This is a genomic window from Paraburkholderia sp. GV068, assembly GCF_003058125.1.
GTDB lineage: Bacteria > Pseudomonadota > Gammaproteobacteria > Burkholderiales > Burkholderiaceae > Paraburkholderia > Paraburkholderia graminis.
Genome location: NZ_QBUB01000010.1, coordinates 166,756 through 184,846, shown reverse-complemented (window position 1 = coordinate 184,846; position 18,091 = coordinate 166,756). Strand labels below are relative to the sequence as shown.

Annotated in this window: 16 protein-coding genes and 1 pseudogene; 6 read left to right on the top strand and 11 right to left on the bottom strand. The window is 63.2% G+C overall.

Annotated features, from left to right (window positions below; genetic code table 11):
• Positions 1-59: 59 nt before the first annotated feature.
• The gene (locus tag C8K18_RS21030) at positions 60-932 is read left to right on the top strand and encodes a MetQ/NlpA family ABC transporter substrate-binding protein (RefSeq protein WP_029970244.1); all 873 of its coding nucleotides are present in this window, start codon (positions 60-62) and stop codon (positions 930-932) included.
• A 27-nt stretch (positions 933-959) separates the two neighbouring features.
• On the opposite strand, the gene C8K18_RS21025 is transcribed toward C8K18_RS21030, so the two are convergent.
• From C8K18_RS21025 to C8K18_RS21010, 4 genes are all read right to left on the bottom strand, one after another.
• The gene (locus tag C8K18_RS21025; RefSeq protein WP_053860165.1) at positions 960-2,375 is read right to left on the bottom strand and encodes an MFS transporter; all 1,416 of its coding nucleotides are present in this window, start codon (positions 2,373-2,375) and stop codon (positions 960-962) included.
• A gap of 81 nt (positions 2,376-2,456) precedes the next feature.
• A complete protein-coding gene (locus C8K18_RS21020; protein ID WP_107709556.1) occupies positions 2,457-3,065 on the bottom strand; it encodes a carbon monoxide dehydrogenase subunit G in 609 nt (202 codons plus the stop codon).
• Between the two features lie 22 nt (positions 3,066-3,087).
• Entirely contained in the window at positions 3,088-4,545 is a 1,458-nt protein-coding gene (locus C8K18_RS21015; protein ID WP_107709554.1) for a UbiD family decarboxylase, read from the bottom strand.
• 255 nt (positions 4,546-4,800) lie between these two features.
• The gene (locus C8K18_RS21010; RefSeq protein ID WP_029970240.1) at positions 4,801-5,238 is read right to left on the bottom strand and encodes a PaaI family thioesterase; all 438 of its coding nucleotides are present in this window, start codon (positions 5,236-5,238) and stop codon (positions 4,801-4,803) included.
• Positions 5,239-5,620: 382 nt separating this feature from the next.
• Between C8K18_RS21010 and C8K18_RS21005 the strand changes: the two genes are divergently transcribed.
• Both C8K18_RS21005 and C8K18_RS21000 read left to right on the top strand, forming a co-directional pair.
• Complete coding sequence (locus tag C8K18_RS21005; protein ID WP_006049804.1) at positions 5,621-6,586, top strand: LysR substrate-binding domain-containing protein; 966 nt, start codon at positions 5,621-5,623, stop codon at positions 6,584-6,586.
• 4 nt (positions 6,587-6,590) lie between these two features.
• Positions 6,591-8,219 carry a class I adenylate-forming enzyme family protein gene (locus C8K18_RS21000; protein WP_107709552.1) on the top strand — a complete coding sequence of 543 codons (1,629 nt, stop codon included), beginning with the start codon at positions 6,591-6,593 and terminating at the stop codon, positions 8,217-8,219.
• Here the strand turns inward: C8K18_RS21000 and C8K18_RS20995 are convergent.
• From C8K18_RS20995 to C8K18_RS20965, 7 genes and pseudogenes are all read right to left on the bottom strand, one after another.
• A pseudogene (locus C8K18_RS20995) lies at positions 8,211-8,363 on the bottom strand (XdhC family protein); the annotation flags it as partial. The gene C8K18_RS21000 and the pseudogene C8K18_RS20995 overlap by 9 nt on opposite strands.
• Before the next feature lie 24 nt (positions 8,364-8,387).
• Positions 8,388-8,765 (bottom strand): RidA family protein, encoded by a 378-nt coding sequence (locus C8K18_RS20990; protein ID WP_006049807.1) that lies wholly within the window; start codon positions 8,763-8,765, stop codon positions 8,388-8,390.
• Positions 8,766-8,768: 3 nt separating this feature from the next.
• Positions 8,769-10,172 (bottom strand): MFS transporter, encoded by a 1,404-nt coding sequence (locus C8K18_RS20985; RefSeq protein ID WP_107709548.1) that lies wholly within the window; start codon positions 10,170-10,172, stop codon positions 8,769-8,771.
• 94 nt (positions 10,173-10,266) lie between these two features.
• Positions 10,267-10,773, bottom strand: coding sequence for a (2Fe-2S)-binding protein (locus C8K18_RS20980; protein WP_006049809.1), 507 nt, complete (start codon positions 10,771-10,773; stop codon positions 10,267-10,269).
• Between the two features lie 2 nt (positions 10,774-10,775).
• Positions 10,776-13,091, bottom strand: a complete 2,316-nt coding sequence (locus C8K18_RS20975; protein ID WP_107709547.1) for a xanthine dehydrogenase family protein molybdopterin-binding subunit — start codon at positions 13,089-13,091, stop codon at positions 10,776-10,778.
• A complete protein-coding gene (locus C8K18_RS20970; RefSeq protein ID WP_029970235.1) occupies positions 13,091-13,984 on the bottom strand; it encodes a xanthine dehydrogenase family protein subunit M in 894 nt (297 codons plus the stop codon). The genes C8K18_RS20975 and C8K18_RS20970 overlap by 1 nt, the downstream gene beginning before the upstream one ends.
• Positions 13,985-14,030: 46 nt before the next feature.
• Positions 14,031-14,867: an alpha/beta fold hydrolase gene (locus tag C8K18_RS20965; RefSeq protein WP_107709544.1), complete on the bottom strand. Its 837-nt coding sequence runs from the start codon at positions 14,865-14,867 to the stop codon at positions 14,031-14,033.
• Between the two features lie 357 nt (positions 14,868-15,224).
• Here C8K18_RS20965 and C8K18_RS20955 point away from each other — a divergent pair, with 357 nt between their 5' ends.
• The 3 genes from C8K18_RS20955 (at position 15,225) to C8K18_RS20945 (ending at position 18,032) form a co-directional block, all read left to right on the top strand.
• Positions 15,225-16,016, top strand: coding sequence for an ABC transporter permease (locus tag C8K18_RS20955; RefSeq protein ID WP_006049813.1), 792 nt, complete (start codon positions 15,225-15,227; stop codon positions 16,014-16,016).
• 131 nt (positions 16,017-16,147) lie between these two features.
• A complete protein-coding gene (locus C8K18_RS20950; protein WP_006049814.1) occupies positions 16,148-17,140 on the top strand; it encodes an ABC transporter substrate-binding protein in 993 nt (330 codons plus the stop codon).
• A gap of 55 nt (positions 17,141-17,195) precedes the next feature.
• Positions 17,196-18,032: an ABC transporter ATP-binding protein gene (locus tag C8K18_RS20945; RefSeq protein WP_006049815.1), complete on the top strand. Its 837-nt coding sequence runs from the start codon at positions 17,196-17,198 to the stop codon at positions 18,030-18,032.
• The last annotated feature ends 59 nt before the right edge of the window (positions 18,033-18,091 follow it).

The following is an 18,091-nucleotide window of genomic DNA, read 5'->3' as shown; positions in this document are numbered from 1 at the left end:
TCAAAGTTCTCTAGCAACGCTGCACGGTTGCCGGTGCGATCGCCACTACTTTCATCGTCATGTTCCGAACAATCACTATCCCGTCACCCTTCAAAAAACGCGCAGCCGGCGCGCTGCTGCTCGCCACCACGCTCAGCGCTCTCACCGCGCTAACGTCCATTAGCGCGCATGCCGCCGATAGCAAGAACACCGCGCAGGAATTGCGCGTCGGCTTCGTGCCTGGTCCTTACGCGGACGAATTCAAAGCGGGTGTCGAACCGCAACTGCGCAAGAAAGGCTATGCGATCAAGTACGTCGAGTTCAGTACAGGGCTCGAAGCAAATCAGGCCGTATATCGCGGCGAGATCGTCGCCGACGTGATGCAGCACGAGGTCTATCTGAAGTCGTATAACGAGCGCAACGGGACCGACCTCGTCGGCGTGGTGCAGGTGCCGACGCCGCCGATGGGTCTCTATTCGAAGAAGCACCGAACGCTGGCTGAAGTGAAACCCGGCGCGCGCGTCGCGGTGCCGAATGATCCGGTGAATCTCGAACGCGCGCTGAAGATTCTGCAGCGCATCGGCTGGATCAGGATCAAGCCGAACCCGAATCCCGTCGACGTGACCGAGCGGGACGTGATCGCCAATCCGGCCGGCATCAAGATCGTTCCGCTGGAATCGGCGCAAGCGCCGCGCGCGCTCGACGATGTGGATTACGCCGCAATTCAGGGCAATTTCGCGATTTTCAGCGGCCACAAACTGGCCGATGCGCTCGCGCTGGAAGAGATGACGCCGCCGTATATCAACCAGGTCGTCGTGAAGGCCGGCAACCGCAATGCGCGCGCGACGCAGGACATCGTTGACGCGTATCGGTCGGTGGAGTTTCAGCAGGCGATTCGCGGCAACCGCTTCTATGACGGCTTCAGGTTGCCGGCGTATTTCGCTAATGAGTGAGCGCGCTCATCGCAACCCGCAGCCTTGTCACGGCGCGATTTCCTCGAGGCTTCGTTCGCGCGTCTCTGTCATTCTGAGTGCGCAAATCGCGCCGACCACCGCCACCACGGCGAACATCACGAACACCGAGCCGATGCCCCGCTTATGCAGCAGCAGTCCCGCAAGCGACGGTCCGACCGCGGACGCAAGACGCAGCCAGGAAGTGGCGAGCCCAGTGCTCGTCGCACGCATTCTGGTGGGATAAACCTCGGGCGTGTACAGGTACAGCACCGCCGCGATCGAACCGATCAGTCCATAACTCAGCGTGCCGAGCACCATTGCGCTCCATACGTCGTGCGCGGCAAAGAGCCCGAGGCATGCGAACAGAATCGCCGCAAGACAGAAAGCGGACACCGTCCAGTTGCGGCGGCCAACGCGATCGATCACATACGCGCAGATCAGCAGCAGCGCGACTTGTGCGACGTTGGTCATCGACGCAGCGCGCAGCGCGGTTTGCAGCGGCAGGTGATAAACCGAGCGATACAAGGTCGGCAGCCAGTTGTTCAAACTGTTCGCGATGAAAAACGCGGTCGCCCACAGCACCCACACGACGAGCGTGCGGCCGCGATAGAACGGCGAAAGCAGTTCGCGCCAGCCCGCGCGCGCATTCATCACGCCTTTGTTCGGCTGCTGGCGCCGGCCGGGTTCGATGCGGCGATCCGTGCTCGCTTCCATGTCGCGGATCACGGCTTCCGCTTCGTCGAATCGTCCTTTAGAAATCAGCCAGCGCGGCGATTCGGGCAAGCGCGCGATCAGCAGCGCGATCAGAAGCCCAGGCACCGCGCCGATCCAGAACATGATCTTCCAGCCGATGAGCGGCACGAGCCATGCGCCGATCTGTCCGGTCGCCATCAAACCGACCGGGAAAATCAGTTCGTATAGCAGAAAGTATTTGCCGCGGCCGTGAGCGTTGGACAACTCGCTGATGTACGTCGCTGCGACCGGCATTTCACCGCCCACGCCGATTCCCTGAATGAATCTGCACACCAGCAGCACCGCGAAACTGCCGCTTAGCGCACAGCCCATGCTCATCACGGACATGATCGCGATGGCGATCGTCACGCTGCGAATTCGGCCGCGCCGCTCCGCGTACCAGCCGAACGTCAGCGCGCCGATGAATTGACCGATGTAGCTCGCGCCGATCAGCACGCCGATCTCCAGCGGCTCGATATGCCACAGGCCGATCAGCACCGGAAGCACGAAGGCGATCGAGAGCGCGTCGAACGCATCGAAGAACGTCGCGCTGCCGACGATGATCCGCGCCTTCGTATGCCAGCGCGAAAACGGCACGCTCTCTATCCGGCGAATCAGCGCCGCGCTTGCAGCGTCGACAGCCGCTTCGACGGCCGCCGTCTGCGTGTCGTCGCGTGTGACTGCGCCCTGTAGCGTATTGCCATCCTGCATCGTCGTCTCCTGTTGCGGGTGCCGCGAGCGGCGTTCGGGCTGCGGCGCCCGATACGTCGTTCACGCATCCCGTCGTTGTTATCAATGCAATGCGTACACCGCGACGAGCGCAAGGACGACCACCACGCCCAGTGCCCACGTCCAGTTTCTTGCGCTCGTGCCTGCCGCTGTCTGCGAAGTGGCGAGCGTGCCTGCGTGAGCGTCGGCAGAAGCGGTCGCCGGGCGTGCTTCATCTTCCGCCGTCTGCTGCGGCCCAATCACAGCCGCCGTGAAGCGCCCAAAAAAGTCCTCGGCCATTTTTCGCGCGACGCCGTCGATCAGTCTCGCGCCCACTTGCGCGAGACGCCCCCCAACCTGCGCATGCGAGCGGTACACGAGCCGCGTGCCGCCGTTGTCGGCAAGCAGATCGACGTGCGCGCCGCCCTTGCCGAAGCCCGCCGCGCCGCCCGATCCTTCGAACGTCATCGAATACGACTGCGGCGGTTGTAAATCAGTCAGCACCATCTTGCCTTTGAAGCGCGCCTTGATCGGGCCGACGCTTGCAGCCATCACCATCTGAAACTGGTTGTCGTCGACGCGTTCGAACGACTCGCAGCCGGGCACCGAAGCCTTGAGGATTTCGGGGTCGTTCAATGCGGCCCATACGCGTTCGCGCGGCAGCGGCAAAATCTGTTCGCCTGTCAGTTCCATGTGCAACTCTCCTTGTCGTCCGTCAGCCGAGAATGTGTTCCCATTTCGCGCGCGTCTTGTCCTGCAGTTCCTTGCTCGCCTCGGCAACCTGCGGAAACTCCGCGAGAAAATCGAACGGACGGCACGCGTCGATAATCGCCTTCGAGTTGAATGGCGCCTTGTACGGATTCGCAATCGACATCGGATCGTTCTTCGACCCCATGCCGCGTTTGACGATGTCGATATCGATGTCCGGATCGGTGCGCGTCGCGACTGCCCACATCACCTCCTGAAGATTCGCCGGATCGATGTCCTCGTCGACCACGATCGAATAGCGCGACATGTATGCGCCCACGCCGCACTGGCTGAGAATGTGTCCTGCCTGCCGCGCATGTCCCGCATAGCGCTGACGGATCGACACCACGTTGAACATGCGCGCGCCGCCGATCTCGTGCGCCCACACGCCGGCGACATCGGGCACGCCGGCCGCCTGAAGCGCATCGACGAGCAACGCCGAGCGCATCACGGCCTTCGAATACGAGTAGTCGTTCGGCGGCTTCGCGGGCGGGCTGCCCATGATGATCGGGTTGTTGCGATAGTAGATGCGCTCGATGGTCACCACCGGCGCGGTCTCCGCCTTGCCGGGGTAATAGCCGTGGAATTCGCCGAACGGCCCTTCGATCCTGACGTCGCCCGGATGCGCATAGCCTTCGATCACGATCTCCGATGCGCTCGGGAACGGCAGATCCGTCAACTGCCCTTTCACCACCGAGACCGGCTTCTTCAGGATCGCGCCGATATAGTTGTACTCGCACATGCCGAACGGCACTTCGATACCTGAAATCAGGTAGCCGAGCGGATCGCAGCCGATCACGATCGCCACCGGAAACGGCTTGCCTGCCTTCATGTGCTTGTCGTACTGGATCGCGCCGTGCTTGCCCGGAATCATGTCGAGGCCCACATGGTTGCGGTCGTGAATCATCACGCGGTACGTGCCGACATTGATCCACTCCGAGTCGAGATCTTTCGTCACCACCATGCAGCCGGTGCCGATATAACGGCCGCCATCTTTCTCATGCCACAGCGGCGCGGGAAACGAAAAGAGATCGACGTCGCCGCCGGTCTGCACGTTGTCGAACACCGGGCCGTCCGCCACCGTCACCGGATCGTATTCCTGTGCATGCGCCTGCCATTGCTTCGGCTTGCCGCGCAATGTCTCGACCAGCGCGCGGTGCGTCGGCTGATGTCCGACGCGCAGGATCGACGACAATCGCGCCGGGCTCGCGGTGCTGCATGTCAGCACGCGATGTCCTTGCGGATAGTCGGGGATATCGTCGAAAAGCAGCGCGGCGGGCCGCTCCTTCTTCACGTTCAACTCGCTGATCGCGCCGAGTTCCAGATTCCAGTCCGCGCCCGAAACGTCGGTCAGTTCGCCGAGCGCGCGCGCCTCGTCGAGCCATGCCCGCAGATCGAGCGGATGGGAAGTCGAGCTGTCTGTCACGTCGTGTGTCTCCGATAGTTTGGCGATTTGTATTCGTATTCGTATGCGGGATGGCGAACGCCGTCGTCACGTGGCGCCGCTTCACTTGTTGATCGCCACAATGAGGCAATGCAGCGGCACACGCAAACGACCATCCTTCATGACAGGGATGAGAAGGATTCATGCGATGGTCGCGAATGCGATCGTGCGAATGCGATCGTGACGAAGTGACCGCGGCGCTGCGGCCCGCCGCAGGTCAGTTAAGTAAAGTTAAGTTCAGTCGAGTTCGCCAGGCGGGGCGCTCGACGGCTCGCGCCTGCCGTAACCGCCCGCATATTTGAAGGTGCCCTGCGCGGTGGCGATCAGCGTCTTCGAATCGATCCACGCCTCGCCGCGCGCGAAATAAACCGACCGCCCCTTGCGCTCGAGAAAGCCCTTGCCGATCAGTGTCTCGCCCACTCCCTTGTCGAGGAAGTTGAGCGTCAGCGACAGCGTCACCGCGTGTATGGGCCGCAGCGGATCGGCGCTATAAAGCCCCGCATAACCGCAGGCCGCATCGAGCAGCGTCGCCACCACGCCGCCTTGCAGCACGCGTTGCCGGTTCAGCAATTCGGGCTGCAAGTTCAGGCGAAACTCCGCATAGCCATCGCGCCAGGCCGTGCGCGACAAGCCGAGGCTGGCAAGAAACGGATTTTCCAGCACATCGATATCCACTGTTGTTCTCTCCCTATCCGCGCGTGAACGGGCCTGACTGCCCAACGTTTCGGTTCTTCGCGCGCGGCCCGGCACATTGACGTTCCGGGTTTGTAACGATTGATTAATGTGCGCCGATAGACGACGCTTCGCTCGACCGGACCAAGAGTGCATGAGCGCTTTCCACGCGCGCAAACTAACTTTTCTCATGCCTGCATGAAAAAGTTTCATTTCCTCGGGGTCCGTAACCAGCCGATCATCCAGGCATCGGTGCGGCTTTCCGCGGGGCGGCCCTCCGCAGGGCCGCCGACACGTATTCCCGCGCCCGTGCGAGGCGCCTCGCGCGCCGATGAAACCCGCTAAGATCCACTACCCAGGCGTTCCTGCATTGCGCTGACAACAGATGAGACCCTATATCCCTTCGCTTCAGAGCCTGCTCGCATTCGAAGCTGCCTCGCGGCATTTGAGCTTCACCCGCGCGGCACAGGAACTCGAGTTGACGCAGACGGCCATCAGCCACCAGATCAAGACGCTCGAAGACCGGCTCGAAGTCAAGCTTTTCGTGCGGCGCCGAAACGTGCTCACACTCACGCCGGCGGCACGCGAGTATCTCGATTCGGTGCATGAGGCGATCAATCTGCTGTCCATCGCCACGGCGCACGCGCGCAAGAAAAAACCCAGCACCGTGCTCACGGTGACGTGCCTGCCCACCTACGCAGTCAAATGCCTGATCCCCGCGCTGCCCGAATTCCAGCGTGCTCATCCGGACATCACCGTGCACGTCGCAACGAGTTCGACGTTCAACGAGTTCGATCGCAACAGCTACGACGTCGCGATCCGTTACGGCTCCGGGCGCTGGGCGTCGGCGCGCTCGGACCGTCTGCATGGCGAGGAATTTTTTCCCGTGTGCTCGCCCGCCGTGCTCGAAGAAGCGGGCAAGTTCGGATCGGTCGCGGAAGTGCTTGCACGCATGCGGCAGATTCGCACCTACTTTTATTCGATGTACCAGGACGATTGGCCCGCGTGGCTCGAAGCGGCCGTGCATGAGCCCGTGGAATTCGCCGGCGAATCCGTTTTCCATTTGCAGCTCACGTCGCTCGCGGCGGCCGTGGACGGCGTCGGCATTGCAATCGGCCGCACGCCGCTCGTGAACGGCGATCTGGCGAGCGGCAAACTCGTGGCGCCGTTCGACGTGCGTGTGCCGTCGAATTCCGCGTATTTCGTTTCGTCGCCGACCGACAAGGCACGCACGAAGAAAGTGGAAGCCTTCCGCGAATGGGCGCTCGCGCGGCTCGGCGAAAACCGCGATCGCGGCGAGACCGCGGCGCAATGCGAGGCCGCCTCGCCTTCCGTGCCCGAGCCCTGCTGAGCTCATGGTCAGCACGCATCCGCCCACGAACGATCCGCCTTTTCGCACTGTCGCGGCCCTGCTCGAACAGCATCGGCGCGCGACGCCCAACAAGCCTGCCATCGTCGATGTCGAGCGGCGCGTGAGCATGAGCTTCGAGCAACTCGCGCAATCGGTCGAGACGATCGCCAGACAATTCGCGCGGCGTGGCGTGACGAGAGGCACGCGCGTCGTGCTCGCCGACTGCGATGCGCCCGACAAGCTGCTGCTGTGGCTCGGCGCGTGGCGGCTCGGTGCAATCGTGTGTCCGCTCGACGTGCCCTTCGTCGGCGTAAAGATCGCACGGCAGTTGCTCGACACAATCAGGCCGAAGCTGATCGTGTTTCCCGTCGACGCCGTGGACCCCGCCGACACCTCCGTCGCCGCAGCGAACGTGCAGGTCGTGCGCTTCGCTTCGTGGGCCTCGGCCGACCGCGAGAACATCGGCTGCTATGGCGACATCATCTCGCTCGAAGCAGGCGCGCACGACGACACGCCGCTGCCCGACGGCGCAACCGTATGCACGCATCGCGACATTGCGTCGATGTGCTGCACGTCGGGCACGACCGGCATTCCGAAGATCGTCGTCTACGATCACCAGTCGTACTGGCTCAACGGCCTCGACAGTATCGACCTGCTCGGTTCGAGCCGCGACGACCGCATGCTCGAATACCGTTCGTTCGACTGGTACTCGGCGCAGATACTGAGCTTCATTCCGTTCCTGCAACTCGGTTCGACACTATGCGTCGCGCGCCGCTTTTCGCGCAGCAGCTTCGGCGACTGGGTCCGCGATCAGCGCATTACCGTTTGCGCGGGCGTGCCCACGGTGCTCAACATGCTTCTCGAAGCACCGCTCGAGGTGAGCGCCGAAACGTTCTCGTCGCTGCGCGCGATGACCTGCAGCACAGCGCCGCTATCGCCCGTTCAATGGATGCGCTTCGAAAAGCGCTACGGCATTCGCATCCTCAATCTGTATGGGTCGTCGGAAGCGGGATGGATGTGCGGCAACCGGCTCGAGCATCGCAAGCTCGGAACGGTCGGTTATCCGGCCGCGCATATCCGCTTCGGGATCGTGGATGCCGACGGTATGCCGTGCGCTGCCGGCGTCGAAGGCCAGGTTGTCGTCGACGGTGACAAGCTCGCGCTCGGCGTGCTTCAGCAAGACGGCTCGCTGCTGCCGATTCGCGGCGCGCCGCTCTTCACGCGGGATATCGCCGCACGCGACACGGACGGCTTCGTGCGCATGGCGGCTCGCATGGACGATCTCATCATTCGTGGTGGCGTGAAGATCGTGCCGCAGGAGATAGAGGATGTGATGCGTACGCATCCTCATGTGCAGGACGTCGCGGCGCTCGGTGTGCCCGACCCGGTGTATGGACAGGAAACGGTCTGCTTCGTGGTGCTGCAGCCGGACATCGCGCCGAACGTGGAGGCGCTGCGTGCGCATTGCCGGCGGCATCTGCCGCGTGAAAAGATGCCGATGAATATCTATCCGGTTGCAGCGCTGCCGCGCAGCGCGCGCGGCAAGATCTTGCGCGACGCACTGCGTCAGCAATGGTGGGGGATCGTCAGCTCAGGGCCGGAGTTGCCGGAGGCGGATCAAGACCAGGAGTAGGTCGTCGTCGCGCATCGCGAGCATCGCGCCGACGGGGCGCGGACTCGAACCCCACGTGCGCGTCACCGTGACGGGTACGACGCGGCGGCGCGGCGCGAGCCAGTCGACGGCATTGCGCAGCACGCTCACGTCGATGCTGTCCATCGTGTCCTCCGTAAAGCGGCGCGTTTATGCGCCGCGATGCGCGACCATCTGCAACTCGACGAGAAAGCCGTGATGCAGCTCGGGCACCGGCACCACCGCGCGCGCCGGCTTGTGCGCGCCGAAATACTCCGCGTAGAGCCGGTTGAACTCCGGCCAGTTCTTCACATCGACGATGTACGCGGTGCATTGCACGACGTCGGTCAGCGCGCAGCCCGCCGCGGCCAGCACCTGCTCGCAATGAGCGAGCGTGGCGCGCACCTGGCGCTCGAAGTTGTCGGGGCCGTCGGTGGCCACGCCGGGGCCCGGCAGCATGCCCGAGACGAACGTGAAGCCACCCGCCTGCACGGCCTGCGAATAGTGGCCGCCCGGAGACGGCGCATTGTCGGTGAAAATGAAATTCATGGTTCAAACCTCTTCTGGTAAGGGTTGGCCGCGCGTTTCCGGCAGCCACGGCGCGAGCGCGAGGCCGACCAGATAGATGAAGCCGACTATGACCGCCGCATGACCGTAGCCGCCGAAGCGGGTGATCAGTGTGCCGGCGACGAGCGGCCCCGTCCACGCAAGAAAGCGCGGAACATTGAAGCACAGCGCGATAGCGGTGCCGCGTACGCGCGTCGGATAAAGCTCGGGCAGCCACGTGGGCATCCACGTATATTGACCGAGGCTGAAAAAGCCTGCCACGCAGGCGACCGCCAGCAGCAGGCCGACATCATGCGTCCACATGAAGAGCACCGGCGTCAGCACGAACGCCATCGCGAAGAATAGACAGGTGATGCGCTTGCGGCCATAGGCGTCGGCGAGAAAGCCGAGGCCAATATAACCGCTGATCGCGCCGACGTTGTAGGCCATGCCGGCAAAGCTCGCCCACGAGGCCGCCGAAAGCCCGGCATGCGCCGCGACCGAACCGATGTAGGGCGGCACCCATGTCGAGATGCCCCACCAGCCGAGCGTCGTGCTAAGCGACATCAGCACGGCAATCCACGTGCGGCGGCGCAGCTTCGCATCGGCCAGCAGATCGACGAGCGTAAAGCGCGCGAGCGACTGTTCGCGCGCGTCGAGCGTCACGCCCGACTTCCTGCGCGCGAGCGTCGCCTTGCGCTCCGTGTTCACGCGCTGCCATTGCTCGGACTCGGGAATGCCCGCGCGCATCCACAGCGTCGCGAGACCGGGCAGCACGCCGATCAGATACATGTAGCGCCATGCATGCTCGCCTGCGCCGCTCATGAAAAGCCATATCAGCGACGCGACGAAAAAGCCCGTGCCGAGGCCGCACTGCATGAGCCCCGCGCCTTTGCCGCGATGCCGGTCCGGCCAGATTTCCGCAGTCATTGCGGTGCCCGTCGCCCACTCCGATCCCATCGCGAGACCGACGATGAAGCGCAGCGCCGCGAACGATGTCCAGTCCCACGACAGCGCGCTCAAACCGGTGGTCAGCGAATACGCGAGAATCGCGAACATCATCATCCGTTTGCGGCCGATATAGTCGGTCAGGATGCCGCCGATCAATCCGCCGATGCCCCAGCCGAGCAGCGTCAACGCGATCACGAGTCCCGCGTAGAACGGAATCTGCGCGTGGCCCGACGCCGGCAGCAACTGGCCGAGCGCGCCGCCCACGGTCAGAACCAGTGCGTAAGTTTCGTAGCCGTCGAAGAACCAGCCGAGATTGGACGCGATCAATGCGCTCCATTGCTGGCGGTTGATCGAGCGATACCAGACGGCATGGGTTGCGTCGTCCAGGGCGACCCGCGGCTCGCCGCCCAGGCTGCCGCGCGTGCCGCCGCCGGAGCTTTCCTCCAGAGGGTGCTGCATCGACTGTCTCCTCGATGTCGTTATCGCGCGCCATGCCGTCTGTTGTTCTTCAGACGCGCGTCACTGCGTTGATTTGCCGTTGTTTGCAGGCGCGCTACGCGGCCACGACGGCGACCGTCGCCTTCGACTTGCGCATTTGCGCGGCGAGCTTCACGGCCTCGATGATCTCCGGATACGCGGCGCAACGGCAAAGATTGCCCGACAGGAAATTACGGATCTCGGCTTCGCTCGGGTCAGGATTGCGGTCGAGCAACTGGCGGCTCATCAGTATGAAGCCTGACGTGCAAAAGCCGCATTGAAACGCGCCGCACTCGATGAACGCCTGCTGCACCGGATCGAGCTCTCCATTGGCGTCCAGGTTTTCGATCGTGCTGACTTCGCCGCCGTCGGCCATTGCGGCGAGATAGAGACAGCCCGACACGCTCTCGCCGTTGACGATCACCGTGCAGCATCCGCACAAGCCCTGACCGCAGCTTTCGCGGGCGCCATATAGCGCGAACTGCTGACGCAGCACGTCGAGAATCGTGTGATGCGGTTCGACCTCGGCGCTCACGCGCTCGCCGTTCAGCGTGAATTGAATGTTGATGGAAGTAGCGCTCATGTTTATTCCTCGGATAGCGGTTCATTGCGCGCGGCGCACAACGCACGGTACACACGCTCGGGCGTGAGCGGCAGCGACTTCAGACGCACGCCGACCGCGTCTTCGATGGCCTCGGCAATCGCCGACGCGACGCCGAATGTCGAACTCTCGCCGACGCCTTTCGCGCCGAACGGCCCGTTGCTCTGCACCGAGTCGACAGTCTCGCGCCCGATGACCGGCGGAATATCGTGGATGCCCGGAATCTTGTACTCGGCGAACGACGCATTGCGAAGCTGCCCGACCTCGTCGAACTCCATGCGCTCGAACAGCGAAATGCCGAGCTGCATGATGGCCGCGCCGGAGATCTGCGTGTCGACCACCTTCGGATTGATCGGCGTGCCGCAATCCACCACATGCTCGAAGCGCAGCAGCTTGAAGTGGCCCGTCTCCGTATCCACTTCGACTTCGACGCCGCAGCCGCCCACCATCCAGTTCGGCGTGATGTTCTCCGACTGCCCTGTCTCGTGTTCCGGCGACTTGTACGGCGGAATAAAGCTGCCTATGCCGACGATGTTGCCCGCCTGCATGCCGTACTTGCGCCGCAGCAGTTCGCCCGCGCGGCTCGCGGGCGCGGCCGGCACGCCGAGTTCATCGGCGAGTTCGGCGAGTTTGCGGTTCACGTCTTCAGCGGCGAGACGCACCGCGTGTCCCATGTGGAATGTCGAGCGCGAGCCGAGCGTCGCCATGTCGTAGGGCGTCACGTCCGTATCGGGCCGCATCACGCGGATGCGTTCGGCGGGAATGCCGAGCACTTCACCGGCCATCAGCGCAATCGCGGTTTCCGACGCCTGGCCCATATCGACCGTGCTCGAATAAACCGTGCAACTGCCGTCGCCCGCGAGGCTCACCATCGCCATCGACGTGGTGGGCGCAACCAGCGCCTTGAAGCCGACTCCAATGCCGCGCCCGCGCCGCAGCGTGCCTGTGCCGCGCTCGAACGGCGCCGTCCAGTTCATTCGCTGCGCGACGCGTTCGAGCACGAGACCGATCGCCGCGTCGTGCATCGGCGTGCCGGTTGCATGCGGACGCCCTTCGCGCAGGATATTGCGGCGGCGGAATTCGAGCGGATCGATACGAAGCGCGCGCGAAATCATATCGGCGTGGCTCTCGTAAGCCCACACCATCTGCGGAATGCCGAAGCCGCGAAAGGCGCCCGCAGGCGGCAGATTCGTATAGACCTGATACGAATCGATCCACACGTTCTCGATGTCGTACGGACCCGAAGCGGTAAAGCCCGACTTCTGCGTGACGCGCGGCCCGATATCGGCATACGCGCCGCCGTTCCACCAGACCTCGCATTTGCGCGCGGTAATGCGGCCTTCTTCGTTTACCGCCGTTTTCATGCGGAACGTGGTGGCGTGCTTGGTGATCGTGAAGAACTGCTCTTCCATTGTCAGCGAGATTTTCACGTTGCGCCGCGACAGCAGCGCCAGCGCGACGACGAGTGCTTCGAGCTTGATATACAGCTTCGCGCCGAAGCCGCCGCCGAGCAGCGCCGACTTCACGCGCACGCGGTTCTCGTCCCAGCCGAGCAGACGCGCGATTTCGATGCGCACGAACGACGGGCTCTGCGAAGCCGTATGCACCGTCAGCATTCCCGTGCCCATATCCGGCTCGGCAAGCGAGACCATCGGCTCGAGCGGCGTGTGCATCACCTGCTGCGTGGTGAACGTGTCGTCGAATACATGCGCGGCGCTTGCGAAGGCCGCCTCCACGTCGCCGCGCCGCAACTGGAAATCGAGCGCGACATTGGTGCCTTTGCGTCCGGCAAGATGCTTCAGGTCCGGGAACGTACCCGCTGGGCGCAGGAAGTCGTGCACGAGTACATCCGATTGCGCAGCCTCGACTTCGTTGAACACGGCCGGCAATTCCTCGTATTCGGCCATGATCAGATGCGTTGCCTCTTCGGCGATATGCGGATCGGCTGCGAGCACGACGGCAACGGGCTCGCCGATGTAGCGCACTTTATCCAGCGCGAGAATCGGCTGGTCGTGAAACGCCGGGCCATAGTAAGGCTCGGGAATCACCTTGCGAATATCTTCGCCGGTGTAGACGGCGAATACGCCTTCCATTTCACGCGCGGCGCTCGTGTCGATGCCGACAATCTTTGCGTGCGCCATCGTGCTGCGAAAAATCTTGCCGTACAGCATGCGCGGCAGCACGAGGTTATGAATGTACTCCGCGCGGCCCGTCACTTTCGAGCGCGCTTCGAGCCGGTTCAATGCGCGGCCCACCTGCTTTTGTGCTGGCTGTTCTTCCAGCGTCTTGTCGATCTTCATCACGCATGATCCCCGAATTGAGCGGCGCGTCCGCTCGCGGCGGCCAGCGCCGTGCGCACCGCGCGGCCCAGATAGACCTTCAGCAGTTGCTTCTTGTAACTCGCGGACCCATGAGGATCGCCGACGATATCGAGTTGCGCCGCAGCCGCTTCGCCCGCTTCACGCAGAATCGCGTCGTCGGGCGCCGCGCCGCGAAGCAGCGCCTCGGCGTGCGTGAGCCGTGTCGGCCGGTCCGTCGCCGCGCCGACAATCACGCTCGCGCGGCCGATGCGCGGCCCCTCTATATCGAGCACGACAGCCACGCCGAGCGCTGGCCAGTCATGCGCCGCGCGGGTCGTGACCTTCATGTACGCAGCGGGCCGGCCGGCTTGCGGCGGCACGATCACTTCGGAGATCAGTTCATCGCGAGCGAGCACCGTTTCGTAATAGCCCGTGCACAATTGCTCGACGGGCACCGTGCGTTCGCCGTGCGGACCCGTGATCGTCACGCGTGCGCCGAGCGCGCTTAGCACCGGCGGCATATCCATATGAGGATCGGCGTGACCGAGGTTGCCGCCGATGGTCGCCACATTGCGCACTCGCACATTCGACAGCGTGCGCAACGTGCGGGCGATGAGCGGCCATCCCTCCTTCACGACCGGCGAATGCTCGAGCGTCGCGAGCCGCGTCAATCCGCCGATACGCAACTCGCCGTTGTCGTCCAGGCCGACCTGCGCATAGTGCGGCTCGATATCGCTCAAACTGACGAGCCGCGTCGGCCGCAGCACGCCGGCCTTCATCATCAACATCACCGCGGTGCCGCCGCCCACCGGGCGAATATCCGGGTCTTCCGGGTCCAGCAGCGCAATCGCTTCCTTCAGCGACCGTGGCTTCGCGAGCTCAAACGGAATCATCCAGGCACTCCTTGTTGCGCGTATTCGTTGCAGGTTTCTTGTGCATCTAGCGGGCGCAGCCTGCGCGATCGAGCAGCGCGTGCAGTTCGCGCGCGACGATGTCGGGCGTTTCCAGCGGCGTCAGATGACGCGCCTTCGGAATCTCGGTGAACGTCGATCCGGCAATGCCCGCGTGCAGCGCGCGCGCCATTGAGGGCGTCGCCGCATAGTCCTCTTCACCGACGATCACGCACGTCGGCACTTTCACCTTCGCCATCAGCGCGCGGCCGTCGAACGAACCGAGCATGCGGCCGGTCGCGGCGAATGCGGCAACGTCGTTGCGCAGGAAGGTGTCCACGCAACGTTGCACCACTTGTGGATGCGCGGCGCGAAACGCGTCGCTGAACCAGCGCGTGGTCTGAAACTCGACCAGCGGCGCAAGGCCGCCGGCCTCGGCCTTCTGCGCGCGCGCGTCCCAGTCCTGCGGCGCCGTCTCGCCGTACCACGCGGTCGTGTCGATCAGGCCCGCGCCGATCGCATCAGGACATGTGGCCGCGAATTGCAGCGCGACGCAGCCGCCCATCGACGCGCCCGCGATCAGCACGTTGCGAAAGTCCGTCGCGCGCAGCACGTCGTAGACGTCCTGCGCAAACAGCGACACCGTGTACGGACCAGCCGGCTTGCCGGATGCGCCGTGACCGCGCGCATCGATGGCGAGCACAGAAGCACGCGGCAACAGCCGCTCGACGACAGGCGCCCAGAAGTGACGGTCCATCGCGAGCGAATGCACGAGCACCACGCGCACCGTGTTGTCTTTTGCGCCGTAGAGGGTGTAGCCGATTTGCGTGCCGTCACGCACGGTAACGTGCGACGACACGACATCGGGACTGATCGGTTGATTCATTGCATGCTCCACTGGCTATCGGATGCGTTCGAGTTCGGGTCATCGAGCTCTCAGCCGGATATTGCGGGCTCGCCGTTGGACCGGCAAACGACGATCTTTCATGTAAAGCATGAAAACAATTCATCGCTTGCGAACGGACGTTCCATCGCATCGACGACGATGCGCGTTTCGTTATTGCGCATCGCGCCGCCGCACGCAGCGGATGAATTTCTCTCATATGCGGCATGAACAATTAGCGTTTGCCCGGCGCATGGCTGGCGGTCAATCTTGCTGCCAGAGCATGCCGGCGCATGTCCGCGCGCGGTCTCCTCCAGTTCTTCCCGCTCTTCCGCTTCTCAACCATAAAGGTCGAATGCCGTGAACTTCACCAGGAAAGTCCTGAGTTCCCAGTGGGTCCGTCCGCTGCTGCTTATCGTGGTCATCGTGCTTGCGTGGGATCTCGTGATACGCATCTTCAAGATTCCGCCGTATCTGGTGCCGACGCCCGAAGCGATCCTCCATCAGATCGCTGCGCAATGGTCGATGCTGCTGGAAGAGTCGCTGCCGACGCTCTACGCGACGCTCGGCGGCTTCGCGCTTTCGGTGCTGATCGGCGTGCCGATCGCGATGCTGGTCGCCGCGTCGCCGCTGATCGAGAGCTACCTGTACCCGCTCGTCGTGTTTTCGCAGAGCATTCCGAAGGTGGCGATTGCGCCGCTTTTTGTGGTCTGGTTCGGCTTCGGACTCTTTCCGCGCATACTCGTTGCCTTCCTGCTCGGCTTCTTTCCGGTGGTCGTATCGACGGTGATGGGTTTCAAATCGGTCGAGAAGGATCTGACCGATCTGGCGAAGTCGATGGGCAGTTCGCCGGTGAAAACGTTCTTCAAGATCAGCCTGCCGCACGCGCTTCCGTCGATCTTCGCAAGCATGAAGGTGTCGATCACGCTCGCTGTCGTCGGCGCGGTGGTCGGCGAATTCGTCGGCGCGAATTCGGGACTCGGCTTCGTGCTGCAACGTGCAAACGGCAACTTCGACCAGCCGCTGATCTTCTCGGCGCTGGTCGTGCTGTCGGTGATCGGCGCGCTGCTGTTCGTCGCCATCGACATGCTGGAGCGCATCGCGATTCCGTGGCATGCGTCGCATCGCTCGCGGCTGCTTGGACGCGCTTAACGCGTTCGCGGCGCTCGCGGCGCTCGCGGCGTTCGCGGCGTTCGCGCGGTCCCACCGCATTCGCTTTGACTACCCCACATCAAGAAGCAGACGGCACCCATTTTCAGATGGGGCCACAGGAAGGAGACACCATGAAATCACGAAAGCCGACGCGCATGGCAGCCGCGCTCGCGTTTGCAGCGGTTTGTTGCACGAGCCACGCCGCTTACGCGAAAGACTCGCTGACATTGATGCTCAACTACACGGTCAACGGCGCGGTCGCACCGTTTTATCTCGGCAAGGTGAAGGGCTACTACGACGCCGAAGGCATCGATCTCAAGCTGATGGAAGGACACGGCTCGGGCCCGACCGTGCAGGCCGTCGCGACGCACAACGTGGACATTGGCTACGCGGACTTCAGCACGATGGTCAAGGTCGCCGCGATGGGCGCACCCGTCAAAGCGATCGGCGTGCTGATGCAGGAAAATCCGACCTCCGTGGTCGGCCTCGCGGACAAGAACATCAAAACGCCGCAGGACATCAAGGGAAAAACGGTCGCGGTTGCGCCCGGCGACGCGTCGTCGCAGCTATGGACGATGTTCATGAACAAGGTCGGCCTGAAGGACTCCGACTTCAAGACCATCACCGGCAATCCGCAGACCACGATCAATGCGGTCATTACGGGTCAGGCCGATCTGCTGGTCGGCTTCGCGACGATCCCGCTGATCTCCGTCGAGCAGGCCACGAAGAAGCCTGCGCGCGCGATCCTGTTTGCCGACTACAACGTGAACGTGGCGACGCTTAGCATCATCGCGCGCGACGACATGATCAAGGACCATGCCGATCTGCTCAAACGCTTCATGCGCGCGACGGCGAAGTCCGTGAACGACAGCGAGAAAGACCCGGCCGCCGCGGTCGATGCGCTACTCAAGACGCTGCCCGCCGCCGGTTCGCGCGACACGATGATCCGCACGCTGCAGGCGACGATCCCGTTCTACCGCACGCCCGAAACCGAGAAGGCGCCGATCTTCCACGTCAGCGCGAAGAACATCGACGACTCCGTGGCCGCGATCGTGCAGTACAGCAAGCTCGATCCGTCGGCGAACGTGCCCGCGAAGTACTACACCGGCGCATTCGTTCCATGAGCCGCACTAGCGCCGCCGCGTCGTTCATTTCCGTTCACCCGAAACCCGCCCCGCTATGACCACCGTACTCAAGCTCGACGACAAGCATCACCGGTCTTTTTCCGCGCCCGCGCCCGCCAGATCGCTGATAGAACTGCGCGGCGTGACCAAGAGTTATCGCAGCGCGCAAGGCATGATGGAAGCGCTGAAACCGCTCGACTTCGACATCCGCGAGCAGGAGTTCGTTTCGATCGTGGGGCCGTCCGGATGCGGCAAAAGCACGTTGCTGAAGATGGTCGCCGGACTCGAAGCGATCTCGTCGGGAACGATGACGTTGTCCGGCGAGCCGATTCGCGGTCCGCAAAAGAATGTGGGCATCGTGTTCCAGAGCGCCGTGCTGCTCGCGTGGCGCAACGTGCTCGACAACATCCTGTTACAGGCGGAGATGCGCCGCATGCCGAGGCGCGAAGCACGCGAGAAAGCGATGCAACTGATCAGCATGGCCGGTCTCGAAGGCTTCGAGCAAAAGTATCCGTGGCAACTTTCCGGCGGCATGCAGCAGCGCGTGTCGATCTGCCGCGCGCTCTTGCACGAGCCGTCCGTTCTGCTGATGGACGAACCTTTCGGCGCACTCGACGCAATGACGCGCGAGAGCATGAACATGGAATTGCAGCGCATCTGGCTCGAATCGAAGAAAACCGTGCTGCTCATCACGCACAGCATTCCCGAAGCGGTATTCCTGTCTGACCGCGTGCTGGTTATGTCGGAACGGCCGGGCTCGATTGCCGCGATTTACGACATCGATTTGCCGCGTCCGCGTTCCCTTGAGGTGATGGCAACGCCGGCATTTCTGCATCACACGAAGACGATTCGCGCACACTTCAATGCGCAAGGATCGCTCGACGATCACTGAACACTGAACACTGATTGTTCAAGCAAAAAAAAACCGGTTGGAGCCTGAAGGCTTCCAAC